The following is a 24275-nucleotide window of genomic DNA, read 5'->3' as shown; positions in this document are numbered from 1 at the left end:
AAAATCGGCTTCGCTCACTGGTGTACCTTGAGGTGGTTGGATGCGGCGCTGCAGGCGGTGCCGACCCCCGAGACCCCGGCGACGGCCTCGATCTACGCCTCGACGAAGCTGAGGCAGGAATACGTCCCGACCCAGGCCCTGCTCGGCACCGACGCCGAGCCGGTCGTCCCGCGCTTCCAGAACGTCTACGGGCCCGGCCAGAGCCTCGAAAATCCCTCGCACCGGCCTGACCGACGGCCCCGGCCGCCTCGTCGCCTGGGTGCGCGACCCGAAGGGCACGCCGGCGGTCTGAGCGCCGGGTGTCGCAGATTTGCAGCAATCCGAAAAATCCCGCCTTTCGGACGGAACCGGCCGCAAACCTGCCCCGAACGGTCGTAAATCTGGTTTCCAGGCCGCGCGATCACCTCGCCGCTTCGATATCGATACCTTTCGGGAGGCACTGTTCATGACCGGGACCAATGCGATCGCGGACCTGAACGCGGGCGGGACGGTCGTCGAGGCGGCGCATTTCTCGGCGATCCGGACCGTGCGGACTGAAGCCGAGGCGCTGGTGCGCCTGTCGCGGTCGCTCGACGGCGAGATGAAGCCGGGCTTCGCCGCCGCCGTGGCGGCGATCCACGACAGCCAGGGCCGGGTCATCGTCTCGGGCATCGGCAAGAGCGGCCATATCGGCCGCAAGATCGCCGCGACGCTCGCTTCCACCGGCACCCCGTCGAGCTTCATCCATCCCGCCGAGGCCAGCCACGGCGATCTCGGCATGATCACGCCGAAGGACGTGGTCATCGCCCTGTCGTGGTCGGGCGAGACCCAGGAACTCGGCGACATCGTGAGCTTCTCGAAGCGCTTCGCGGTGCCGCTGATCGGCATCACCTGCAGCGCCACCAGCACCCTCGGCCGCGCCGCCGACATCCTGCTGCAACTGCCGGTCGTCAAGGAAGCCTGCCCGCACAACCTCGCGCCGACGTCGTCGAGCGTGATGCAGCTCGCGCTCGGCGACGCCCTCGCCATCGCGCTGCTGGAGCGGCGCGGCTTCTCGGCGATCGACTTCAAGACCTTCCATCCCGGCGGCAAGCTCGCGGCGCGGCTCAAGACCGTCGCGCAGCTCATGCACACCGCCGACGAGATGCCGCTGGTCGCCTCCGGGATCCCGATGTCCGAGGCGCTGCTGGCGATCATGGGCAAGCGGTTCGGCTGCGCCGGCGTGGTCGACGCCGACGGGCGCCTGACCGGGATCATCACCAACGGCGACCTGCGCCGGCACATGGGCGAGGACCTGCTGCACCGGCCGGTGGACGCGATCATGACCGTCGCGCCGATCACCGTCGAGCCGGCGATCTTCGCGAGCGCGGCGCTGGAGGTGATGAACCGCCGCCGCATCACCGCGATGTTCGTGGTCGAGGGGGACCGTCCCATCGGCATCCTGCACATCCACGACCTCCTGAGCGCCGGCGTGGCGTGAGCCGCGCCTTCCCCCGGGTTCCACGACGCATCGACGACACGGCCAGCGAGAGGTGGCTCACGACATGGCAGACACGCTGAAGATCTACGTCGGGTACGACAAGCGCGAGGACATCGCCTGGCAGGTGTGCCGGAGCTCGATCCTCCAGCACGCCGCCGAGGCACCGGAGATCTATCCGCTCAAGCAGGACAGCCTGCGCGAGCTGGGCCTCTACACCCGCCCGATGGACAAGGGCGCGGCGACCGAGTTCTCGCTGACCCGCTTCCTGACGCCCTACCTCGCCGACAGCGACGGCTGGGTGCTGTTCGTCGATTGCGACTTCCTGTTCACCACCGACATCGCGCGCCTGACCGCCGACCTCGATCCGTCGAAGGCGGTGTACTGCGTCCAGCACGACTACGTGCCGCGCACCAGCCAGAAGATGGACGGGCAGGTCCAGACCACCTATCCGCGCAAGAACTGGTCGTCGTTCATCCTGTTCAACGGCGCCCATCCGGCGGTCAAGGCGCTGACCCCGCGGGTCGTCAACACCGCGAGCCCGGCCCATCTCCACCGCCTGTCCTGGGCCGAGGACGACGCGATCGGCAACCTGCCGCTCGGCTGGAACTTCCTCGAGGGCGAGTACGACCGGCCGGCCGAACTCCCCTACGCGATCCACTACACCAACGGCGGTCCGTGGTTCCCGAACTGCCAGGACGTCGACTACGCCGACCTCTGGCTCGCCGCCCGCGACCGCTACCTCGCCTCGGCCGACAGCGCGGCCGCGTGAGATCCGGAGCCGGTCGCGTAGGGCGCGGCCGGCTCCCCGTCCCGGGATCAGGTGCCGGCGCGCGGGACCTGCGCGGCGATCTCGGCGCCGGCCCGCGTGACGACCGCGTCGAGATTGGTGCGGCCGTCGAAGAACCAGCCGATCCGGCTGGCGTCCCAGCGCGGGCCGTCGGCGAGCGCGTCCGCCGCCATGGCGCGGAGCCGGTCCGCGACCTGCCGCGGATCGAAGCTGGCGAAGCTGCGGATGTTGCCGTGCAGGGCCGACAGGTCCTTGTTGGCGTAGGCGTTGGTCAGGACCAGCATCCCGGCCGCCGCCATCTCGAGCGGCGGGTAGCTCGGATGCGGCGACACCATCAGCGACAGGCCGATGCTCGCCCGCGACAGCAGGTCGCCGTATTCGGGCAGGGTCAGCCGGCCCCGGCTGGTGAGGCCGTGCAGCGCCATCTCGCCCGCCTTGTCGAGCGCCTCGCCGACGGCGACGAACTCCCAGTCGCGCCAGAAATCCGGGTCCGACCGCTTCGCCAGCGCGATGACCGCGTGGGCGAATTCGAGGCAGTTGCGCTGCGCCGAGGGCCGCATGTAGACCAGCGCGATCTTCTTCTTCGCCGCCGATCGGTCGATGAACCGCGCGATCTCCTCGTTCAGCGGCGGCTCGTAGACCAGGCCGGCGATGCCGTAGCCGGCATTCCGGAAGTAGTCGGCCAGGATCGGCGTGTTGAAGATCGCGATGAAGTCGTCGGGATCCCGGTAGGTGCTCTCGGCCAGCGCGTAGCGGGTCGACCACGCGTAGAAGCCGCACTCGTAGTCCTGGATCAGGTAGACGAAGCGCGTCTTCGGCTGGTCGAACAGCGCGGCCTGCCGGCGGTGCAGCTCCCGGGCGTGGGCCGCGGTCCACCACGCCGTCGCGACGAAGACGTCCGAGGCCCGGACGGCGAGGTTCTGGAACCGCCGGTTGGTGCCGTCGGCGTAGACGAGCCCGGCCGGGCTCTCGTCGTGCAGGTCGGCGATCGTGCCGCCGGGTTCCGGTACCATCTGGTCCGAGAACGCGATGTCGGTCGCGATGACCCGGAAGTCGAAGCCCTCGCCCAGCACCCGCCGCAGGCCGGCGAAGATCCGCAGCGCCTCGGAGATGCCGGCATAGCCGAACATCCGCTCGGCGGTCGGGATCAGCAGGTTCAGGCGCGGCCGCGGGTCGCGGCTCGGGACGACCGAGAACGGCAGCATCTCGGGCATCGCCCGGCTGATCGGGTCGGTCCGGCTCTCGGCCGGCAGCAGCGGCGGGTACTCGGTGACCCGCAACTGGCCGGGGCTGCTCTCGGTGTCGAACCGCAGCCACCGGTGTCCGCTGACCTCGATCACGTAGAAGAACGCCCGCTCGATCGCGTGGGCGAGCGTGCCGTCGATCTGCCCGGCCTCCGGGTCGAAGCACAGCGTCTCGAGCCGCAGGTCGAGCAGCGGCTTGAGCGCCCTGGTCCTGAACCAGAACATCGAGCCGGTCGGCATCTCCAGCAGGGTGTCGGACGACACGCCCTGGGCGAAGCCGGTCATCATCGCCACGAGGCCCCTGACCGCGCTCAGGTTGCCGCCCCACTGCACCAGGGCGGAGACCGGCGGGAAGTCGTCGGGCGCCACCGCCCCGACCGAGGGATCGTCGAACAGCGCCAGGATGGCGTCGAGCTTCTCCGGGTGCAGGTTCGATCCGACCAGGTAATGGCGCCACTGGTCGAAGCCGCCGGTGTAGTGGACCGAGCGCTTGGTGTGGATGTGCAGCGCCAGCTCGACCTGCTCCAGCTCGTCGCGGTAGCCGACCAGCATCGGGGCGATGTCGCGGCCGCGATTGTCGCAGATCCTGATGCTGTAGGGGCAGGTCAGCCGGTCGATGCAGACCTTGTCGATGTGGTAGAACTTCGCCGCCGTGTCGGTCGAGATATAGACGTGGCAGGGCTGCGGGATCCGGTTGAGGAACGGGATGAATTCCTCGAACGTGTCCGGATAGTAGGCGTGGACGAAGACGCCCTTGCGGAGCGCCCGGCGCGGCGCCGACGGGCCGGCGACCGGCACCGACCGGATCGCCACCGGCCGCGCGCGCTTGGCGAAGCGCAGGATCTCGCCCTCGCGCCGGAACGGGCGGCCTTCCCGGGCGCCGTACAGGACGTAGTGGACCAGCGGGTTGGCCTGCGCCTCCGCCACGTCGCCGTTGAGGCTCAGGTAGTCCCGGGCGCTGAACAGCGGATGGGTGTCGACCTCCTCCTTCCAGCCGAAGCGCAGGTAATGCACCAGCGCGTTGTAGCCGGCCTGCACCACGTCGCCCCGCGCGTCGTAGTAGAACCGGGTCGAGAACAGGCAGTGCGGATCGAGGTCCGGGTCTTTGCGGTCGAGGAAGTGGCCCAGTTCGTTGCCGGCGAAACCATCCCCGATCTGCCGGCGGTAGAAGCGGCGGTCGAACAGGGGATGCGGGTCGACCTCGACCGGCGCGACGAGGAAGCGGGTGAGATCGTCGGCGGCGTCGGGCCGGTACCCGGCCCTCCGGCACTGCTCGGCGAAGTAGTCCGCGTCGAAGACGTGGCAGAACCGGTCTCCGCGCGCGCTGCCGACGCGCAGGTAGTGCACCAGCGGGTTGACGTCGTCCGGCACGTCGGCCTCGCTCCGGTAGAGCGCCGTGTCGAAGACCGGGTTCGGATCGCGCCGGAAGCCGTCGCGCCGGGTGAGGTAGTCGAGCAGCGGCTCCGAGGCGATCCGGTGCCGGTCGGCGAACCACCGGGCCCAGAACGCCGGGTGGGTCTGCAGGCCCTGGCGCCAGCCCTCGGACAGATAGTGCAGCAGCGGATGGTCGGTCGCGAGGCCGTAGTGCCGGCGGTACCAGGCCAGATCGATCAGCGGATGCGGGGAGCGCCCCTCCCGCTCGCCGAAGATGCAGACATGCGCGAAGGCGGACATCCCGCTTTCGGCCACGTCGGTGTTCACCGCAAGGTAGAACCCGGCGTCGAGATACGGTGTCGGCGAGATGTTCGCCGCGTTCCCGTACCGGTCGAAATGCGCGACCGCGTCCGCGAGTTCGGAAAAATGGATGCCGACCTGTTGAGAATACCAGGACTTGTCGAATAAGGCGGTGAAGACATTATTCTTGTATTCAGAAGGCTGACTTGACATAAACTTCATCCCCCGGCGCCGATGATCGGCGATCGACGCTTGAACGATAATATTATTGTGTGTTTGTAACTGTATATAGCCTACAACAACCAAATACAAGCGACGGTGGCCCCGCTGCAGGCAGTGCCGGCCGGCTGCGCGCCCGGTACCGGCGGGCGGCCGGCGCCGGGGATCCGCGCGGGTGCGGGGACCGACCGGTCATGCGCCGTACTGCTCGTCCGCGACCGGTTCCAGCCACTCGACCGCCCGGCCGTCGAGCGTCTCCTGGACCGCGATGTGGCTCATCGCGGTGGTCGGGCCGGCGCCGTGCCAGTGCTTCTCGCCGGGCGGGAACCACACCACGTCGCCGGGGCGGATCTCCTCGACCGGCCCGCCCTCGCGCTGGGCCCGGCCGCAGCCGGCGGTGACGATGAGGGTCTGGCCGAGCGGATGGGTGTGCCAGGCCGTGCGGGCCCCCGGCTCGAAGGTGACCAGGGCGCCGCCGGCCCGGGACGGTTCGGCGGCGCCGAACAGCGGGTCGATGCGGACGGTGCCGGTGAACCACTCCGCCGGGCCCTTGCCCGACGGCCGCGAGCCGACGCGTCTGATCTCCATGGCGGTGCTCCTTGCTGCGCCCGGCCGGGGACGACGGGCGCGACGATACATCTAAGCAGATTTCGCAAAAGCGGCTGCCAGTTTTGCGACAAAAATCTGCGGCAAAACAAAGACCTAAGCGGACGAAGCGTTGGCGTGCCAGCGCAAGGCTGCTCAGGCCGGCGTCGCCCCCGCGGCAGCCGGCCGGCCACCGGATTCCGGCGGCGCCCCGGCGGAAACCGTCCGGCAAGGGGCGCCGGGCGATCATCGCCGCCCCCCCCGGGGGTTGCTTTCCGGCCCGCGGGTGCGAACATCCCTGCCGGCGCCCGCCCTTCCGGACCCGCTTCTTCAGACTCCCACCGGACCGCATGTACGACAGCGCCGCCGACCTCGCCCGCCTCCTCGCCGGCATCGACCAGACCACCAGCGACCCGACCCGCCTGCGCGAGCGGCTGGTGCCCGAGTTGCGGCGCATCATCGAGGCCGGCCGCGCCGAGGCCGAGCAGCGCCTGCTGCGCGAGCGCGACGGCCTCGCCTGCGCCCGGCGCCTGTGCGGCCAGATGGATGCGGTGATCCGGGCGATCTACGACGCGGTGGTCAAGCGGCTCTACCGCTCCGACAACCCGACCGCCGCCGAGCAGATCGCCGTCGTCGCCACCGGCGGCTACGGGCGCGGCACCCTGGCGCCGGGCTCCGACATCGACCTGCTGTTCCTGCTGCCCTACAAGCAGACCGCCTGGAGCGAGAGCGTCGTCGAGGCGATGCTCTACGTGCTGTGGGACCTCAAGCTGAAGGTCGGCCACGCCACCCGCTCGGTCGCCGACTGCCTGCGCGAGGGCCGGGCCGACATGACCATCCGCACCTCGCTGCTGGAGTCGCGGTTCCTGTTCGGCGACCGGGCGCTGTTCGACGAGCTCGCCACCCGCTTCGACCGCGAGGTGGTCGACGGCACCGCCGCCGAGTTCGTCGAGGCCAAGCTGCGCGAGCGCGACACCCGGGTCTCGAAGGGCGGCGCCTCGCGCTACCTCGTCGAGCCGAACGTCAAGGACGGCAAGGGCGGGCTTCGCGACCTCCACACCCTGTTCTGGATCGCCAAGTACACCTTCCGGGTGCGGGAGCAGGAGGAGCTGGTCGAGGCCGGCCTGTTCACCACCGAGGAATTGCGGCTGTTCGAGCGCTGCGACGAGTTCCTGTGGCGGGTGCGGTGCCACATGCACTTCGTCACCGGCCGCGCCGAGGAGCGGCTGTCGTTCGGCCTCCAGCCGCGCATCGCCGAGCGGCTCGGCTACGCCGCCCGCGGCGGCCTCACCGCCGTCGAGCGGTTCATGAAGTCGTATTTCCTCATCGCCAAGGACGTCGGGGACCTCACGGCGATCGTCTGCGCCGAGATGGAGGCCCGCCACGCCAAGCGCCCGCCGGTGCTCGACCGCTGGCTCGGCCGCTTCAAGCAGCGCTTCCGCAGCACCAGCCTCGAGGCCGACGACTTCCGCATCGACAACGGCCGCCTCAACGTGCGCGGCGACGACGCCTTCGAGCGCGACCCGGTCAACCTGATCCGGCTGTTCTGGCTCGCCGACCAGCACGACCTGCCGATCCACCCCGACGCCAGCCGCCTCGCCACCCGCTCGCTGAGCCTGATCGGCCCGATGGTGCGGGTCGACCGCGAGGCCAACCGACTGTTCCTGGAACTGCTCACCTCGCAGAACGCCCCCGAGACGGTGCTCCGGCACATGAACGAGACCGGGGTGCTCGGGCGCTTCGTGCCGGATTTCGGCCGCATCGTCGCGATGATGCAGTTCAACATGTACCACCACTTCACGGTGGACGAGCACCTCATCCGCTCCCTCGGCGTCCTGGCCAAGATCGACAGCGGCGAGGCCAAGGACGAGCATCCGCTCGCCCACCGCCTCGCCGGCACGATCCGGAACCGCCGGGCGCTCTACGTCGCGATGTTCCTCCACGACATCGCCAAGGGCCGCAAGGACGACCACTCGCTGGCCGGCGCCGCGGTCGCCCGCAAGCTGTGCCCGCGCTTCGGCCTCGACGCCGCCGAGACCGACACCGTCGCGTGGCTGGTCGAGCACCACCTGCTGATGTCGATGACGGCCCAGAGCCGCGACCTCTCCGACCCGAAGACGATCGAGACCTTCGCCAAGGTGGTGCAGAGCCTGGAGCGGCTGAAGCTCCTGATGATCCTCACCATCGCCGACATCAAGGCGGTCGGCCCGGGCGTGTGGACCGCCTGGAAGGCGACGCTGCTGCGCACGCTGTTCTACGAGACCGAGGTGGTGCTGTCGGGCGGCCATTCCGAGATCGCCCGCACCGACCGGGTCCGCCTGATCCAGATGCGCCTGCGCGAGCAGCTCGGCGACTGGTCGGCCGAGGCGTTCGACGCCTACGCGGCCCGGCACTACCCGCCCTACTGGCTCAAGGTCGACGCGCCCCGCCAGCTCAAGAACGCCCGCTTCGTGCGCGAGGCGGAGGAGGCCGGCCGCACCGTCGCCACCGCCTGCGAGACCGACCCGTTCCGGGGCGTCACCGAGCTGACGGTGTACTCCCCCGACCACCCGCGGCTGCTCGCCATCCTCACCGGCGCCTGCGCGGCGGCCGGCGGCAACATCGTCGACGCCCAGATCTTCACCACCGCCGACGGCTTCGTCCTCGACACGATCACGCTGTCGCGGGCCTTCGACCGCGACGAGGACGAGCTGCGCCGGGCCTCGCGCATCGCCACTGCGATCGAGCGGGCGCTGAAGGGCGAGATCCGCATCGCCGACCTCGTCGCCGACCGCCACCCGGCCAAGGACCGGCCGGTCACCTTCCAGGTCGCCCCCGACCTCGCGATCGACAACGCGCTCTCCGCCCGCGAGACGGTGCTGGAGATCTCGGGCCTCGACCGGCCGGGCCTGCTCTACGAGCTGACCACGGCGCTGAGCCGGCTCAACCTCAACATCACGTCCGCCCACGTCGCCACCTTCGGCGAGAAGGCGGTCGACGTGTTCTACGTCACCGACCTCACCGGCACGAAGGTGACCCAGCCCGACCGGCAGGCCACCATCCGCCGGGCCGTGATGGCGGTGTTCGAGGCCGAGGCTGGGCCGCGCCGCTCCGCCTCCCGCCGCGCCGAGGGCGGCCGGGGCCGGGGAGAGGCCGCGGAGCCCCCCGCCGCGAGCCCCGATGCCGCCGCCGGGGCCTGACGCCGGCCCAGCTTGATTTCCGCCCGGCGGCGCCTGATATCAGCGCCATCCCCGATCCCTGTTCTGGAACGATGATGACGCCGAACGACACGGAGCATGCCGCGCGCACCATGCCGGAGGTCAGCGCGGACCCCGCCCAGGACGCCGCCTCCCTGATCGACTCGAACCACCTCGGCGCCGAGCCCGACCGGGTCGCCCTGCTCGAAGCCGAGAAGCTCGACCTCAAGGACAAGCTGCTGCGCACGCTCGCCGACATGGAGAACCTGCGCCGGCGCACCGAGCGCGAGGTCGCGGATGCCCGCACCTACGCGGTGACCAACTTCGCCCGCGACATGCTCAACGCCGCCGACAACGTCCGGCGCGCCCTCGAGAACGTGCCCGCCGAGGCCCGCGCGGGCGCCGACGGGCCGCTCAAGGCCCTCGTCGACGGCATCGAGCTGACCGAGCGCGACCTGCTCAAGACCCTGGAGCGCCACGGCGTCAAGCCGGTCGTGCCGCAGGGCCAGCGCTTCGACCCCAACCTGCACCAGGCGATGTTCGAGGTCCCCAACCCCGAGGTCGCGACCGGCACGGTGGTGCAGGTGGTCCAGACCGGCTACGTCATCGGCGACCGCGTCCTGCGCCCGGCCCTCGTCGGCGTCGCCAAGGGCGGGCCGAAGCCCGACGCCGCGAAGCCGGCCGAAGGCTGATCCCCCGCTCGGGTCCCCCCGCACGGGCGTCAGGGAAACCCGACGCTGTCGACCACCTTGCGGAAGCGCGGCAGCACCGCGTCGCGGTCGGCGGCGCGCACCACCCCGACGGCGCGGAAGTAGCCGTCGGGCTTGAAGCGGATCGTCTGCGACACCGCCACCGGCTGGCCCGACGGGACGTCGGTGGCGCGCGCGACGATCTCGTGCCAGTCGGCTCCGTTCTGGCGGAAGCTCTGCGAGCGCTCGACCACGAAATCCTTCATCGTCTGGTTCGAGTACAGCGCCGCGCGGGCGAAGGCGTCGCGCTGCTCGGCGCCCGGGGCCGGCTGCACCGCCTCGGCGAGGACGAGGATCGGCTGCTCCAGGCTCATCATCTGGTCCTTCGGCCCGTCTGTGTAGAGCACCGAGTTGCCGGCGAGCACCCGCACCGGCCGGAAGCCGGCGGTCTCGGTGACCCGGAACGGCAGGGCCGCGACCTGGGCGTCGAGGCTGAGCGCCGGGCGCACCCGCACGCTGGTCAGCATCGCCCGCATCGCCTCGTCGCTCTGCGAGCCCGGCAGCGACTGGCCGATGACGAGGCCGGTCACGGTCGGCTCGGACACCAGCAGGATCCACTTGTGCACCACCGGCGCGCCGGGCTGCTCGATCGGCTGCTCGCCGCTGAACAGCACGCCCTCGCGACCGTCGGCGAGCGTGAGCGTCTCGCGGTTCTTCAGCGTCAGGCCCTGGTTCTTCAGGTTCTCGGGGGTGAAGTTCTGGTCGAGATCGCGAAAGGCCTGGGCCGGCAGCTCGACCACCGAGACCGTGGCGCCGCCGCCCTGCCGCTCGAAGCCGGTGAAGCGGCGCGAGACCGCCATCTCGCCGGCCGGCTCGAACCCGAACCGGGAGCCCGGCGGATAGATCGGATCGGCCGCCAGCGCCTGGGCCGGCAGCACGGCGAGGCTCAGCAGGGCGGCAAGGACGCGCAGCGACATGGTGGTGGTGCTCTCCCGGATCCGCGCCCCGCGCCGGAGGCGGACGTTGCGGATGGGTCGTCCCCCGCAGGCCGCATGTCAAGCGCGGCCGCCGTCGCGGAAGGCGGATCCGGGAGCCTCGACTGGGCGTCAGCTCTTCTGGTGGGCGATCACCTTGTCCTTGATGCCGTCGTAGACGTTGGACGGCAGGATCTTCTTCGACAGCAGCTCGTCCTTGCCGCGATACGGCCGGCCCTTGACGATCGCGGCGGCGCGGGCGGCACCGATGCCCGGCAGGGCGTCGAGCTGGTCCGGGCTGGCGCTGTTGATGTCGACGAGTGCCGGCTTCGCAGCCGGTGCCGGCTTTCCAGCCGGTGCCGGGGTCGTGGCGGGGGCCATGGCGGCCGGCGCCTGGGCGAGAGCCGGGGCGGCGAGGCCGGCCAGCAGGATCGCGGCGGCGAGGGAGCGGATCGTGGGCGTCATGGGTGGACCTCCGGGGTCGCGCGCCGGTGCTGCGGCTCCCGGCCGGGGCCCGGCGACCGCCACAGGGCGCCCGCGCGGTTGAACGGGAGCTTAAGGGATCGCGCGCCAAAAACCGGCCCGGCGGGCTAGCCACGACCGGCCCCGCTCTGTATAAGCCCCGCTCCGATCAGAATCGCGACGCGCGCGGCGCTCCCCGGGGCGGCCGCGCCTGTGTTTGTTTGTTACGGGAATACGTTCGATGGCCGTTCCGAAGCGAAAGACCTCCCCGTCGCGGCGCGGCATGCGCCGCTCCGCCGACGCCCTCAAGGCCCCGACCTACGTCGAGGACAAGGATTCCGGCGAGCTGCGCCGCCCGCACCACATCGACCTGAAGACCGGCATGTATCGCGGCCGGCAGGTCCTGAAGGTCAAGGCCGAGGCGTGACCGCCCCGGCGGCGTTCCCGCCGCCCCGGCCTCCCGGTCCGGCTTGACGGCGCCCCTCGCGGGCGCCGTTCTCGTTTCGGGGGTTCAGCGGGAGGCGCCGGTGGCGTAACGGGCCGCGGCCTCGCGGGTGCGCCGCCGGCGCGACGGCCGCAGGGTGCCGGTCGGCCCGTCGATCAGTTGCACCAGGAAGGTCGCGAGCGGCCGGGCCGGCACCGGCCCCGGCGGGACGTCCGGCGCCAGCGCCACCAGGGCGCGCCCGGTCGTCCCGGCTTCGCCGTCCTCCCCGTCCCGCTCCGGCACGGCCGTTCCGCAATCCGACATCGAGGCTCCTCCGAAAGGCTCGCACGGAGGTAGCGCCGCAAGGGCCGGGCCGCGTTCCCGCGGCGCCTACTTCTTCGCCAGGGCTTCGAGCCGGTTCTGCATCTCGATCATCTGACGCTTCAGGTCGTCGAGTTCGCCGCGCGGGGCCGGGGAGGGGGCGGCGGCCGGCGGCGTCTCGGCGGGCTTGTCGGCCCCCGGCGGGGTGAACGGCGTGAACATCCGCATCGCCTCGCTGAACAGGGTGACGTTGGCGCGCACCTGCTCCTCCATGGCATGCTGGAACGCGCTCGGCCCGAAGGTCTGGGCCATCTTCTCGCGCAGGCCGTTCTGCTCCTTGGCGAGGTGGTCCATCGAGAATTCGAGGTAGCTCGGCACCATCGCCCGCATGCTGTCGCCGTAGAAGCGGATCAGCTGGCGCAGGAACGCCACCGGCAGCAGGTTCTCGGTGCCGGCCTTGTTCTCCTGCTCGAAGATGATCTGGGCCAGCACCGAGCGGGTGATGTCCTCGCCCGACTTGGCGTCGTAGACCACGAAGTCCTCGCCGCCCTGCACCATCGCGGCCAGATCCTCGAGCGTGACGTAGGTCGAGGTGCCGGTGTGATAGAGCCGCCGGTTGGCGTACTTCTTGATGACGGTGGGTGCCGACTTGCCGCTGTCCGCCATCTCGACGGCATCTCCCTGTGGCGATCCCGGGGCGGCGGGGCCGGGCCGGGATCTCGTCTCGTTCTGGAACCGACCTTAAGGCCTTCGTGCGCTGGCGAAAACAGCAATCTGCGAATGATCCACCCAAACCGGTCGCCGGCCGGAGGCGGTCGCCGATCTCCATCCGGCCGAACGGCGGCTTGACTTCCCGAAGGTCAGGGCTTTCATCGAGACCGGGAGCGAGAGAGGCGCGGAGTGCCCGGTTTCGCCGGAACGCACATCCGCCAGCCGAACGCGGGCCTCGAGGAGATGCGCATGGCACAGGATACGGACATCGTCATCGTGGGAGCCGCCCGGACGCCGGTCGGATCGTTCAACGGCGCCTTCGCCAACGTCCCGGCGCACAAGCTCGGCGCGGTCGCCATCAAGGCGGCGCTGGAGCGGGCCAAGGTGTCGCCCGAGGAGGTCGACGAGGTGATCTTCGGCCAGGTGCTGGCCGCCGGCGAGGGCCAGAACCCCGCCCGCCAGGCCGCCATGGCCGCCGGGATCCCGCAGGAGAAGACCGCCTGGGGCCTCAACCAGCTCTGCGGCTCGGGGCTGCGCACCGTCGCGGTCGGCCTGCAGCAGATCGCCAACGGCGATGCCAGCATCATCGTGGCCGGCGGCCAGGAATCGATGTCGATGGCCCCCCACGCCCAGTACCTGCGCGGCGGCCAGAAGATGGGCGACCTCAAGCTCGTCGACACGATGATCACCGACGGCCTGATGGACGCCTTCAACGGCTACCACATGGGCACCACCGCCGAGAACGTCGCCCAGAAGTGGCAGCTCACCCGCGAGCAGCAGGACGCCTTCGCGACCCGCTCGCAGAACAAGGCCGAGGCCGCCAAGAAGGAAGGCCGGTTCAAGGACGAGATCGCCCCGGTCACGGTGCCGTCGCGCAAGGGCGATGTCGTCGTTGCCGAGGACGAGTACATCCGCGAGGGTGCCACCGTCGAGGCGATGGCCAAGCTGCGCCCGGCCTTCTCCAAGGAGGGCACCGTGACCGCCGGCAACGCGTCGGGCATCAACGACGGCGCCGCCGCGGTGGTGCTGATGACCGCCGCCGAGGCCGAGCGCCGCGGCCTCAAGCCGCTGGCCCGCATCGCCTCCTGGGCCACCGCCGGCGTCGACCCGAAGATCATGGGCACCGGCCCGATCCCGGCCTCGCGCAAGGCGCTGGAGAAGGCCGGCTGGAAGCCGTCCGACCTCGACCTCATCGAGGCCAACGAGGCCTTCGCCGCCCAGGCCATGGCGGTGAACAAGGAACTCGGCTTCGAGGACGACAAGGTCAACGTCAACGGCGGCGCCATCGCCATCGGCCACCCGATCGGCGCGTCGGGCGCCCGGGTCCTCGTGACCCTGCTGCACGAGATGCAGCGCCGCGACGCCAAGAAGGGCCTCGCCACCCTGTGCATCGGCGGCGGCATGGGCGTCGCCATGTGCCTGGAGCGCTGAACCCGGACGCGGGCCCGTCCCCCGGGGGCGGGCCCGCACCCCGCGGGAAGCCTCGTGCAACGTTCCGGGGCTTCGGCGGTTTCGTTCCGGCAAGCCCCCCGGAACCGGTCCGCCGGACCCTGCGGACGAGGAAAATCGCGGCTGGATCCGGCGCGACCCCTAGGGAAGATCTGGCCCGGGCGACCGGGTCTGTCATAAGGAGAACCGGGGCGGTGCTTGCGGGCCCGACCAACCGGGTGACACGACGGTCCCCCGATCGCGCATCGGGGCCGTCGAGGGATGAAACGGTTCCAACGCTCTGAGGAGAGGGACATGGCAGAACGCGTCGCACTGGTCACCGGCGGCACGCGCGGCATCGGCGCTGCGATCTCGAAGGGCCTCAAGGAGGCCGGGTACAAGGTCGCGGCCAATTACGGCGGCAACGACGAGGCCGCCCAGGCCTTCAAGGCCGAGACCGGCATCCCGGTGTTCAAGTTCGACGTCGGCGACGCCGCCGCCTGCGAGCAGGGCATCCGCGCCGCCGAGGCCGAACTCGGCCCGATCGACGTCCTGGTCAACAATGCCGGCATCACCCGCGACGGCATGTTCCACAAGATGACCTTCGAGCAGTGGCAGGCGGTGATCCGCACCAACCTCGACTCGATGTTCACCTGCACCAAGCCGGTGATCGACGGCATGCGGGCCCGCGGCTTCGGCCGCATCATCCTGATCTCGTCGATCAACGGCCAGAAGGGCCAGATGGGCCAGACCAACTACTCGGCCGCCAAGGCCGGCGTGGTCGGCTTCGCCAAGGCGCTGGCGCAGGAGAACGCCAACAAGGGCGTCACCGTCAACGTCATCGCGCCGGGCTACATCGCCACCGAGATGGTCAAGGCGGTGCCCGAGGAGGTGCTCAAGAGCAAGATCCTGCCGCACATCCCGGTCGGCCGCCTCGGCGAGGCGGAGGAGATCGCCCGCGCGGTCGAGTTCCTGGCCGGCGAGCAGGCGGGCTTCATCACCGGCTCGACCCTGACCATCAACGGCGGCCAGTACTTCCACTAGCCCTCACGGCCGGGGCGCCCGCCGCCCCGGCCTTACGGTCAGAGCCCAATCAGCTTGACCGTGCGCGCGTCAGCTTCCGACCTATAGCTGGCTCCCGAGATGCCTGCTTCGAGGCATTCCACTGCACCGGTGATGGGGCCCGGTCATCGCCCGTCTTGGCCGGACGCGGCGTCCTCGACACGGCTCGACGGTAGTCCTGAAGGGTGGCTGCGTCGCGCGCCGGCTGTTAGGTCGGAGCCATGCCTCGTATATTCGACTGGCTCAGCGGCCGAAGGTCGTCCGGACAGCATGGCGATGGCGTAGCCGAGCGGTCCGCTGTGGCCGCCGGCGATCCCTATGACCTTCTCTCCGCTCGGCTCGGCGATTACCCACCCGACACGCCGCTCCATCGCGGCGATCACCGGTGGCTGACACGGGAGCAACGCGCCGGGAACCTGGCCCAGTTCCTGGCCCGTGACGCCGACCGGATCGCCATCCTCGTGTCGCGGCTCGCCCGTGAAGGGATCGACGGGGCAGCCGTGCTGAAGGGCGACGAAGCGGCGCTGGCCGAGGGTCGACGGATCGATGCGTGGCTGGCCGGCTGGGTCCCGCATCGCCGCTTCGACCCCGTACTGGGCGATGTCGAGGTCAACCCGCCTCGCGCTCGCTGGTTTGCGAGCGACCGCGCGGGCGCGGATCTCGTGTTCAGCTTCGTCTCCGATCTGGCACGCCTCAACGCCGCGGCCATCGCTGCGGCCGATCCGCTCTTCTCTTGGGCGGTCGTCGAGGATGCACTCGACGTTGCGACCACCGCCGGCCCGGTCGACGATCCCCAGGGGGAGCCGAGCGACCGGCGTTACCACCTCTGCCTCGTCAGGGACGCTTCCGACGGCTCGGTGCCGGTCGTCTTCGACGTGCCGCTCGCGATGCTCGGCCTGGTGCATGGGCGCATGTCGCCACTCGGCCTGCCGGTGTCGGCGGAGTTCCCGATCGGGTTGCAGGCGGTCCGGTCGGGCGCGTACGCTCGGACGTGATCGGGTCGGCCGCCGTGGGGGTTGCCGAAACGATCCCCGGGGGGGCGAAAACGCGGTCTGTTCAGGGCGCACCTGAACCAGACCGACCGCCGGTCTGAATGCCCGCTTCAGGTCACGGCCGGGAAGTCCGCTCCCCACCCTCAGCGGCCCTTCTCACGTGAGTTTCGACCCGAGGCCCCGCCCGCCGCAGAATCCGCTTGATCGCGGCGCCGGTCGGGGGCTCCTCCTGGAGTGCCGCGCGGGACGCGGCGGGGGAGGAACCACCATGAAGGCGCTCCTGTGCAAGGCGCTCGGCGGACCGCAGGACCTCGTGATCGAGGAGATGCCGGATCCTGTGCCGGGTCCCGGTCAGGCCCTGGTCCGCGTCACGGTCGCGGCGCTGAACTTCTTCGACACGCTCATCATCGCCGGCCGCTACCAGGTGAAGCCCGAATTGCCGTTCTCGCCCGGCGCCGAGGCCGCCGGGGTGGTCGAGGCCCTCGGCCCCGGTGCCGCCGGCGTGGCGGTCGGCGACCGGGTGATCGTCCATCTCGGCTACGGCGCCTGCCGCGAGCGGGTGGTGGCCGAGGCCGCCGGGCTGACCCGGATCCCCGAGGGCGTCGGCGACGAGCAGGCGGCGGGCCTCACCGTCACCTACGGCACCTCGCTCCACGCGCTCCAGGACCGCGCCGACCTGAAGCCGGGCGAGACGCTGGTGGTGCTCGGCGCCTCGGGCGGCGTCGGTCTCGCGGCGGTGGAACTCGGCCACGCCATGGGCGCGCGGGTGATCGCCTGCGCCTCCTCGGCCGAGAAGCTGGAGGCGGCCCGCGCCCACGGCGCCGACCTCGTGCTCGATTACAGCCGGGAGCCCCTGCGCGACGGATTGCGCCGCCTTGCCGGCGAAGCCGGCATCGACGTGGTCTACGACCCGGTCGGCGGCGACTTCGCCGAGCCGGCCCTGCGCTCGCTGAACTGGAAGGGCCGCTTCCTCGTCGTCGGCTTCGCGGCCGGCGAGATCCCCAAGATCCCGCTCAACCTCGTGCTCCTGAAGGGCATCGACGTCCAGGGCGTCCACTGGGGCGTGTTCGTCAAGCGCGAGCCCGAGGCCCATGCCGCCAATCAGGCCCGGCTGCTGTCGCTGGTCGCCGAGGGGCGGCTCTCGGCCCGGGTGCACGGGGTCTACCCGCTGGCGCAGGCCGAGGAGGCGCTCGGCGTGCTCAGCCGCCGCGAGGCGGTCGGCAAGGTGCTGCTGCGGCCCTGACGCGGCAGGACGCCCGGCACCGGGAGGCGGTGCCGGGCGTGGGTCGGTTACTTCGGCTCCTTGTCGCCGCGATGGATGCCCTTATCCCGGTTCTCCTTCAGGCGACCGTCATCCGAGTGTTCGACAGTTCCCTGGTTCGGCTTGTCGGGGTTCTTGCCGTTCTGGCGGTGATCGTCCTTGGTCTCATGAGCCTGAGACTGCTGCTTTCTCTCGGTCATGCCTGATCTCCATTGCGGGCGACTTGGCGTCGCCTGGACGGACTGACAACCGGAGGGGCGCTGGTCGGTTCCTCGACGTTTTTCGCAAATGTGAAACCTTCGGCCTGCGACATCTCCCCGGCTCGACGGCGAATCCGCATGCCGCTCCGGCCACTTGCCCGGTCGCGCCGGTGCCGCGGAGATAGGGCCGAACCCCGGCCGCGCTGCTGCCGAACGCCGCAACCTCACGCCTGTCCCGGCCAGACCGCGACGCCGATCAGCCAGGAATGCAGCACGCGGGCGAAGAGCAGCCACGCCGCGACGCCGATCCCGGCCGCGAGCGCGTCGTTGCGCCAGCCGCGCGGGGCCGTCGCCGGGCCGGCATGGGGCTTCACCTCGTCCCGGCGCTTGGCGCTGATCCGGGCCGCCACCGCCCAGGCCAGCACGGCGCCGAACAGCACGATCGAGCCGAGGTCGCCGTTGGCGAGAAGGTGGGCGGTGGCCCAGATCTTCACGCCGAGCAGCATCGGGTGCTTGAGCCGCGCCTTGATCCGCCCCGGCAGGTAGGCCGCCGCGAGGCAGACGAAGGCGGGCAGCATCAGCAGCAGGGCGAGATGGCGGGTCCAGACCGGCGGCGACCAGACCGGGATATAGCCGTCGGCCCGGTAATGCCCGTAGCCGACCCCGATCAGCACCAGACCGAGCGCCGCGACCGCGGTGTAGCCGAGCTTGTAGGGGGCTTCCCCGACCCGGGCGATCAGCCGGGCGCGCGGCCCGCGCGCCATCGTGAAGGCATGGCTGCCGAGGAACAGCACGAGGCCGGCGAGAAGGAGCGTCATGGTGCGGTGATTCCGGGGGATGGCCCGGCAAGGCTAAGCCGGCGGCAAGCATCCTCGGGCAGGCTCCCGGTGCTGTCCAGGGTCCCCCGCCATGCGCCGCCTGCTCGCCCTCCTCGTCGCCCTGGTGGCCGGCGGCGCCGCGCTCGCCGAGCCGGCGATCCCGCTCTCGGCTCTCACCGTGGTCGGTCCGGCCCGGACGATCTTCAAGGCCGGGCGCGACGCCTGCGACGGCCACGACGTGCCGGACGCGCCGGCGCGGGCGATCCGTGAGGCGGACGGCGCCGTCGCGCTGTTCGGCATGCACGACCGCAACCGGGTGCTGCGCGGCCCCGACTTCGACCGCCTGACACTCGACTGCCGGATCGTGCTCGATTCCGGCCTCAAGGCCGATCCGGCCGCCTACGACGACCACACCTGGATCACCGCGACCTGGACCGAGGACGGCAGGCGGATCGAGGCGCTGCTGCACCACGAGTACCACGCCAACGAGCATCCGGGCCGCTGCACCGCCACGACGATGATGGCGTGCTGGTACAACACCATCCTGGCCGCGCGCTCCGACGACGGCGGGCGCAGCTTCCTGCGCACGAGCCCGCCGCAGGTCGTCGCCGCGGCGCCGTTCCGGCAGGAGGTCGGCCAAGGCCGCCACCGCGGCTTCTTCAACCCGACCAACACCGTGCGCGACGGCGCGCACTGGTACTTCTGGGCCTCGAACACCGGCTGGGACGGGCAGCCCTTCGGCATCTGCCTGTTTCGCTCCGACGACCTGCGCGACCCCGGCCGCTGGCGGGCCTGGGACGGCCAGGGCTTCGGCGCCCGCTTCCCCGACCCGTACCGGGCCGGCTTCCGCCCCGGCGGGACCTGCCGCCCGGTCGGGCCGTTCCCGGCGCCGGTCGGCTCGGTGTCGCGCCACCGCGGCACCGGCGCCTGGATCGCGGTGTTCCTGGCCGGGGCCGGCGGCGCCTTCGCCAGGCCCGGCATCTACTGGACGACCTCGCGCGACAAGCTCGCCTGGGACGAGCCGCGCCTGCTCGTCGCCGCGCCGAGCCTCTACGACGACCCCTGCACCAGCGGCGGCGAGGTGGTGAGCTACCCCTCCCTCATCGACGCCACGGCGCCGGGCCGCAACTTCGACACGGTCGGCGACGGCGCCGACCTGTACTACGTGACCATGAAGGTGAAGGGCTGCGAGGTCACCTCCGAGCGCGACCTCGTGCGGCGCCCGGTGGCGATCAAGGTGTGGCCGTGACGGAGCGTCATACGATTTTCGATGGATCGCTTCGCGATGCAAAAATCGGCTTCGCTCAAGCGCCGCGCGGGCTTCGATACGATTTCCGGAACGAATCGTCCGAAAATCGTATCAGGGCGTCTCGATCAGGAACCGCCCCGCCGCCTCGCGGGCCGCCGCGCCGAGATCGACCGGGCGGCGGGTGTCCTGGGCGAGCAGCACGCAGACGGCCTCGGCCTCCCCGGCGATCCGGTCCTCGAACAGGATGCGGTTGCGCAGGGTGATCGAGGTGCGGCCGAGGCGGGCGATCCAGGTCGCGGTGCGGACGCGGCCCGGATAGTGCAGCTCGGCCCGGTAATCGATCGCGAAGCGGGCGACGACGAAGAACGTGCCCGGCGGCTGGACGCCGCCGCCGAACTGGGTGCGGAAGAACTGCACCCGCCCGCTCTCGCAGAACGCCGCGAAGACCGCGTTGTTGACGTGGCCGTTGGCGTCGGTGTCGCGGTAGCGCAGGACGTCGTCGGTCCACAGCATCCGCGCGTCGCCGTCGGGGGCGTGCGGCTCGCTCATCGTCCCGCTCATTCCTGGCTCACCCCTGCCGCTGCGCCGTGCCGCCGAGATGGAACACCCGGTGCGGCACCAGTTCGCCGCGCTCGACGTCGCCGACCGCCACCAGGATGCCGCCGCAGGTCGCGTAGGCCTTGCCCTCGGTCGGCGCGTCGCGCCCGCGCAGGATCACCGGCTGGCCGCGCATCAGCCGCATCGCCATGTCGCGCGAGACCGGCACGCACGGCACCGCGTCGAGGGCGGTCTCGACCGGGCGCAGCACCGCGGCGTTGGCCTCGCTCTCGGCCCCCTCCAGGGCGCCGATGGTGCAGGACTGGTCCTCGACGAACGGCCCGACCCGGGTCCGGCGCAGGGCCGAGACGTGGCCGAGACAGCCGAGCGTCCGGCCGAGGTCGCGGGCGATGGCCCGGACATAGGTGCCCTTGCCGCACTCGGCCTCGATCACCGTGCGCTCGTCGGAATGGTGCAGCACCGCGAGGTGGTCGATCTGCACCGAGCGCGGCGCCAGCTCCACCACCTCGCCGTCGCGGGCGAGGTCGTAGGCGCGCTCGCCCTGGATCTTGATCGCGGAATAGCGCGGCGGGACCTGCTCGATGGCGCCGACGAAGCGGGGCAGGGCGGCCTCGACCTCCTCGCGGGTCGGACGCCTGTCGGTGGTGCCGACCGGGCGGCCTTCCGCGTCGTCGGTGTCGGTCTCGGTGCCCCAGGTCACGGTGAAGACGTAGGCCTTGCGGCCGTCCATCACGAACGGGACGGTCTTCGTCGCCTCGCCCAGCGCGATCGGCAGGATGCCGGAGGCGAGCGGGTCGAGGGTGCCGGCATGGCCCGCCTTCTTGGCGTTGAGCGCCCGCTTCACCGCCGCGACGGCGTGGGTCGAGGTCATGCCGACCCCCTTGTCGAGGATGACCCAGCCGCTGATCTCGCGGCGCTTGGGCCGGTCGCCCTGCGGCCGGCCGCGGCGCGGCGGGCGGCCTTCCCGCACCGCTCCGTCGCGGGCCCCGTCGCGCGCGCCCTCGCGCAGCGGTGCAGGCTGTTCCTCGTGCATCTCGTTCCTCGCACACACAACGACGCCGCGGCGGCACACGGGCGCTCCCTTGCCGGCGCCGGCCCCACGCAACGCGGATCTCAATGGAAACAAACGGCCCGCCCGGCGGACGGGTCCACGATTCGCGACAACGAAATCAGCGCTCCGGCGCCGCCCCGTCCTCGGATTCCTCCGCCTCCGGCGCGAGGTCGCGCTGGACCTTGTCGCTGCGCAGGAGCGCGTCGATGCGCGCCGCCTCGTCGAAGGTCTCGTCGCGGCGGAAGCGCAGGTCGGGCGCGTATTTGAGGTTCACCCGGCGGGCGACCTCCTGGCGCAGGACCTTCTTGTTGCGCTCCAGCGCCGCGATCACCGGCGACTCGTCCTCGCCGCCGAGCGGCATGACGTAGGCGGTGGCGAGCTTGAGGTCGGGCGACATCCGCACCTCCGGCACGGTCACGACGTACCGGCTCAGCTCGGGATCCTGGATGTCGCCGCGGCTCAGCACCTCGGCGAGGGCGTGGCGCACGAGTTCGGCCACGCGCTGCTGGCGCTGCGACGGGCCGGCTTGGTCGGATGGTTTACGCACGTCTTGTCTCCGGACCGGACCACTCGGACAGGTTGTGCCGAGGGCCCTGAACCGACGAGCCCGAGGCGGGTGGCGCCTCGGGCTCGGGGGAACGAGGGCCGCCGCCCTCGCGAGAAGACGGCAGCGGGTGACGACGGATCAGAGGGTCCGCCGCTCCTCGTGGACGAGGTAGCACTCGATCACGTCCCGGGCGCGCATGTCCTGGTAGTTCTCGAACGCCATGCCGCATTCCTGGCCGGCGGTGACTTCCTTGGCGTCGTCCTTGAAGCGCTTGAGCTGCGAGAGCTTGCCCTCGTGGACCACGACGTTGTCGCGGATGAGCCGGACATGGGCGCCGCGCTCGACCCGGCCGTCCTCGACCCGGCAGCCGGCGATCTTGCCGACCTTCGAGACGTTGAAGATCTCGAGGATCCGCGCCTCGCCGAGGCGCTCCTCGCGCAGGGTCGGCGGGAGCAGGCCCGACATCGCCGCCTTCACGTCATCCACGAGGTCGTAGATGATGTTGTAGTAGCGGATCTCGACGCCCGCCCGCTCGGCGGCCTCGCGGGCCTCCTTGTGGGCGCGGACGTTGAAGCCGACGACCACCGCCCCCGAGGCCTGGGCCAGGGTGATGTCCGACTCGGTGATGCCGCCGACACCCGTGTGCAGGATGCGAGCCGCGACCTCGTCGTTGCCGAGCTTGTCGAGCGCGCCGGAGATCGCCTCGACCGAGCCCTGCACGTCGCCCTTGATGACGAGCGGGAACTCCTTGCGGCCGGCGCCCTCCTTGAGGTCGCGCATCATGTCCATCAGCGAACGGCCGGCCCCCGAGCCGGTCGCCGCGGCGCGGTCGCGCTTGACGCGGGCGCGGTACTCCGTGACCTCGCGGGCCCGGGCCTCGTTCTCGACCACCGCGACGCGGTCGCCCGCCTCCGGCGTGCCGTTGAAGCCGAGCACCTCGACCGGGACCGAGGGCGCCGCCTCCTTCACGGTGCGGCCGGTATCGTCGATGAGGGCGCGCACGCGGCCCCACTCGGCGCCCGCCACGACGATGTCGCCGGTGTGCAGGGTGCCGCGCTCGACGAGGACCGTCGCCACCGGGCCGCGGCCGCGGTCGAGCTTGGCCTCGATCACGGTGCCTTCCGCCGACCGGTCGGGGTTGGCGCCGAGGTTGAGGATCTCGGCCTGGAGGGCGAGACCCTCCAGCAGGTCGTCGAGGCCGTCGCGGGTCTTGGCGGAGACCTCGAACTCGAGGGTCTCGCCGCCCATCGACTCGACCTGGATGTCGTGCTGGAGCAGCTCGGTGCGGACCCGCTGCGGGTTCGCGTCGGGCTTGTCGATCTTGTTGATCGCCACGATCAGCGGCACGCCGGCCGCCTTGGCGTGGGAGATCGCCTCGATCGTCTGGGGCATGACGCCGTCGTCGGCCGCCACCACCAGCACCACGATGTCGGTCACCCGGGCGCCGCGGGCGCGCATCGAGGTGAACGCCGCGTGGCCGGGGGTGTCGATGAAGGTGATCGCGCCGCCGGACGGCGAGGTCACCTGGTAGGCGCCGATGTGCTGCGTGATGCCGCCCGCCTCGCCGGAGACGACGTTGGCGTTGCGGATCGCGTCGAGCAGCGAGGTCTTGCCGTGGTCGACGTGACCCATGATGGTCACGACCGGCGGACGCGGCTGGGTGTCCTCGTCGGTATCGGGCTCGTCGAACAGGCCCTCCTCGACGTCCGACTCCGCGACGCGGCGCACGGTGTGGCCGAGTTCCTCGGCGATGAGCTGGGCCGAGTCCGAGTCGATCACGTCGGTGATCTTGTGGATCTGGCCCTGCTTCATGAGCATGCGGATGACGTCGACCGCCCGCTCGCTCATGCGGTTGGCGAGTTCCTGGATCGTGATCGTCTCGGGGATGACCACCTCGCGCGCCAGCTTCTCCTTCTGCTCCACCTGACGGTGGCCGGTGAGGCGCTGGTTGCGGCGGCGGAACGAGGCGAGCGAACGGGTCCGCTCGTCCTCGCCCGAGGTCGCGGTCGCGATGGTGAGGCGGCCGCGGTTGCGGTCGCCGCCCGGCGACTTCGGGGTCTTGGGCGGGGTGATGACCTTCAGCGGCATCCCGGGACGCCGGATCACCCGCTTGGCCTCGCTCTCCTCCTCGGCCGCGGCGGGACGGCCGCCGGCCGGGCGCGCGGTGGTGGCGGGCTTGGCGGCCCCGGCCTGGGCCGCCGGGGTGGCGGGCTTCGGCTCGGGCTTGGGCTCCGGCTTCGGGGCCGGACGGGCCATGAAGTTGAGGTCGCGGGGCTTGCGCGCGTCGGCGGTCAGCACGCGGCGCGGCTCGGCGGGCGCCGGGCGGACCGCGCCGGCACCGGCCGGACGGGCGCCGACGGCGGAAGCCGGGCGGGCGCCGGCCG

At 71.3% G+C, this 24275-nt stretch carries 22 protein-coding genes; 10 read left to right on the top strand and 12 right to left on the bottom strand.

All coding sequences use genetic code 11. The features are described from left to right. The first annotated feature begins 445 nt into the window (after window positions 1-445). Entirely contained in the window at window positions 446-1459 is a 1014-nt protein-coding gene (locus tag EOE48_RS18960) for a KpsF/GutQ family sugar-phosphate isomerase (RefSeq protein ID WP_127732034.1), read from the top strand. Between the two features lie 64 nt (window positions 1460-1523). Continuing rightward, window positions 1524-2228, top strand: a complete 705-nt coding sequence (locus EOE48_RS18955; RefSeq protein WP_127732032.1) for a glycosyltransferase — start codon at window positions 1524-1526, stop codon at window positions 2226-2228. Window positions 2229-2275: 47 nt separating this feature from the next. Here EOE48_RS18955 and EOE48_RS18950 read toward each other — a convergent pair whose 3' ends face one another. Both EOE48_RS18950 and EOE48_RS18945 read right to left on the bottom strand, forming a co-directional pair. After that, the gene (locus tag EOE48_RS18950) at window positions 2276-5164 is read right to left on the bottom strand and encodes a rhamnosyltransferase WsaF family glycosyltransferase (protein ID WP_127732030.1); all 2889 of its coding nucleotides are present in this window, start codon (window positions 5162-5164) and stop codon (window positions 2276-2278) included. A 411-nt stretch (window positions 5165-5575) separates the two neighbouring features. Continuing rightward, entirely contained in the window at window positions 5576-5971 is a 396-nt protein-coding gene (locus tag EOE48_RS18945; protein WP_127732028.1) for a (R)-mandelonitrile lyase, read from the bottom strand. A gap of 347 nt (window positions 5972-6318) precedes the next feature. Here EOE48_RS18945 and EOE48_RS18940 point away from each other — a divergent pair, with 347 nt between their 5' ends. Together EOE48_RS18940 and grpE are read left to right on the top strand one after the other, a co-directional pair. Continuing rightward, window positions 6319-9147, top strand: coding sequence for a [protein-PII] uridylyltransferase (locus EOE48_RS18940; RefSeq protein WP_127732026.1), 2829 nt, complete (start codon window positions 6319-6321; stop codon window positions 9145-9147). A 74-nt stretch (window positions 9148-9221) separates the two neighbouring features. After that, window positions 9222-9836 (top strand): nucleotide exchange factor GrpE, encoded by a 615-nt coding sequence (gene grpE / locus EOE48_RS18935; RefSeq protein ID WP_127732024.1) that lies wholly within the window; start codon window positions 9222-9224, stop codon window positions 9834-9836. A 29-nt stretch (window positions 9837-9865) separates the two neighbouring features. On the opposite strand, the gene EOE48_RS18930 is transcribed toward grpE, so the two are convergent. Continuing rightward, on the bottom strand, window positions 9866-10810 hold the full coding sequence (locus EOE48_RS18930; RefSeq protein WP_127732022.1) for a hypothetical protein: 945 nt from the start codon (window positions 10808-10810) through the stop codon (window positions 9866-9868). Between the two features lie 129 nt (window positions 10811-10939). After that, on the bottom strand, window positions 10940-11272 hold the full coding sequence (locus tag EOE48_RS18925) for a ComEA family DNA-binding protein (protein WP_127732020.1): 333 nt from the start codon (window positions 11270-11272) through the stop codon (window positions 10940-10942). Between the two features lie 238 nt (window positions 11273-11510). Here EOE48_RS18925 and rpmF point away from each other — a divergent pair, with 238 nt between their 5' ends. Then, a complete protein-coding gene (gene rpmF, locus EOE48_RS18920) occupies window positions 11511-11696 on the top strand; it encodes a 50S ribosomal protein L32 (protein ID WP_127732018.1) in 186 nt (61 codons plus the stop codon). A gap of 84 nt (window positions 11697-11780) precedes the next feature. On the opposite strand, the gene EOE48_RS18915 is transcribed toward rpmF, so the two are convergent. Both EOE48_RS18915 and phaR read right to left on the bottom strand, forming a co-directional pair. Beyond that, entirely contained in the window at window positions 11781-12017 is a 237-nt protein-coding gene (locus tag EOE48_RS18915) for a hypothetical protein (RefSeq protein WP_127732016.1), read from the bottom strand. Window positions 12018-12083: 66 nt separating this feature from the next. Beyond that, window positions 12084-12680 carry a polyhydroxyalkanoate synthesis repressor PhaR gene (phaR, locus tag EOE48_RS18910; RefSeq protein WP_127732014.1) on the bottom strand — a complete coding sequence of 199 codons (597 nt, stop codon included), beginning with the start codon at window positions 12678-12680 and terminating at the stop codon, window positions 12084-12086. 294 nt (window positions 12681-12974) lie between these two features. Between phaR and EOE48_RS18905 the strand changes: the two genes are divergently transcribed. The 4 genes from EOE48_RS18905 to EOE48_RS18890 all read left to right on the top strand — a co-directional run bounded on the left by EOE48_RS18905 (window position 12975) and on the right by EOE48_RS18890 (window position 17450). Next, a complete protein-coding gene (locus EOE48_RS18905) occupies window positions 12975-14156 on the top strand; it encodes an acetyl-CoA C-acetyltransferase (RefSeq protein WP_127732012.1) in 1182 nt (393 codons plus the stop codon). A 312-nt stretch (window positions 14157-14468) separates the two neighbouring features. After that, on the top strand, window positions 14469-15197 hold the full coding sequence (gene phbB / locus EOE48_RS18900; RefSeq protein WP_127732010.1) for an acetoacetyl-CoA reductase: 729 nt from the start codon (window positions 14469-14471) through the stop codon (window positions 15195-15197). Window positions 15198-15514: 317 nt separating this feature from the next. After that, window positions 15515-16210, top strand: coding sequence for a hypothetical protein (locus tag EOE48_RS18895; protein WP_127732008.1), 696 nt, complete (start codon window positions 15515-15517; stop codon window positions 16208-16210). A gap of 265 nt (window positions 16211-16475) precedes the next feature. Further along, on the top strand, window positions 16476-17450 hold the full coding sequence (locus tag EOE48_RS18890) for an NADPH:quinone oxidoreductase family protein (protein WP_127732006.1): 975 nt from the start codon (window positions 16476-16478) through the stop codon (window positions 17448-17450). Window positions 17451-17497: 47 nt separating this feature from the next. Here EOE48_RS18890 and EOE48_RS29270 read toward each other — a convergent pair whose 3' ends face one another. Both EOE48_RS29270 and EOE48_RS18885 read right to left on the bottom strand, forming a co-directional pair. Continuing rightward, window positions 17498-17668 (bottom strand): hypothetical protein, encoded by a 171-nt coding sequence (locus EOE48_RS29270; protein ID WP_187371473.1) that lies wholly within the window; start codon window positions 17666-17668, stop codon window positions 17498-17500. Window positions 17669-17892: 224 nt separating this feature from the next. Continuing rightward, window positions 17893-18486: an NnrU family protein gene (locus tag EOE48_RS18885; RefSeq protein ID WP_127732004.1), complete on the bottom strand. Its 594-nt coding sequence runs from the start codon at window positions 18484-18486 to the stop codon at window positions 17893-17895. Between the two features lie 91 nt (window positions 18487-18577). On the opposite strand from EOE48_RS18885, the gene EOE48_RS18880 reads away from it, so the two are divergent. Then, a complete protein-coding gene (locus EOE48_RS18880) occupies window positions 18578-19735 on the top strand; it encodes a glycoside hydrolase family 183 protein (protein WP_127732002.1) in 1158 nt (385 codons plus the stop codon). 111 nt (window positions 19736-19846) lie between these two features. On the opposite strand, the gene EOE48_RS18875 is transcribed toward EOE48_RS18880, so the two are convergent. From EOE48_RS18875 to infB, 4 genes are all read right to left on the bottom strand, one after another. Continuing rightward, on the bottom strand, window positions 19847-20284 hold the full coding sequence (locus tag EOE48_RS18875; RefSeq protein ID WP_127732000.1) for an acyl-CoA thioesterase: 438 nt from the start codon (window positions 20282-20284) through the stop codon (window positions 19847-19849). A gap of 19 nt (window positions 20285-20303) precedes the next feature. Then, window positions 20304-21326 carry a tRNA pseudouridine(55) synthase TruB gene (gene truB / locus EOE48_RS18870; RefSeq protein ID WP_127731998.1) on the bottom strand — a complete coding sequence of 341 codons (1023 nt, stop codon included), beginning with the start codon at window positions 21324-21326 and terminating at the stop codon, window positions 20304-20306. A 136-nt stretch (window positions 21327-21462) separates the two neighbouring features. Further along, window positions 21463-21891, bottom strand: a complete 429-nt coding sequence (gene rbfA, locus EOE48_RS18865) for a 30S ribosome-binding factor RbfA (protein WP_127731996.1) — start codon at window positions 21889-21891, stop codon at window positions 21463-21465. A 138-nt stretch (window positions 21892-22029) separates the two neighbouring features. After that, window positions 22030-24275 (bottom strand): translation initiation factor IF-2 (gene infB, locus EOE48_RS18860; RefSeq protein ID WP_127731994.1); only part of this gene is annotated, 2246 nt, incomplete at its 5' end.

The sequence above is a fragment of the Methylobacterium oryzihabitans genome, from assembly GCF_004004555.2.
Taxonomy (GTDB): domain Bacteria; phylum Pseudomonadota; class Alphaproteobacteria; order Rhizobiales; family Beijerinckiaceae; genus Methylobacterium; species Methylobacterium oryzihabitans.
The sequence above is the reverse complement of the archived record's forward strand: the minus strand, read 5'-3'. Positions and strand labels throughout refer to the sequence as shown.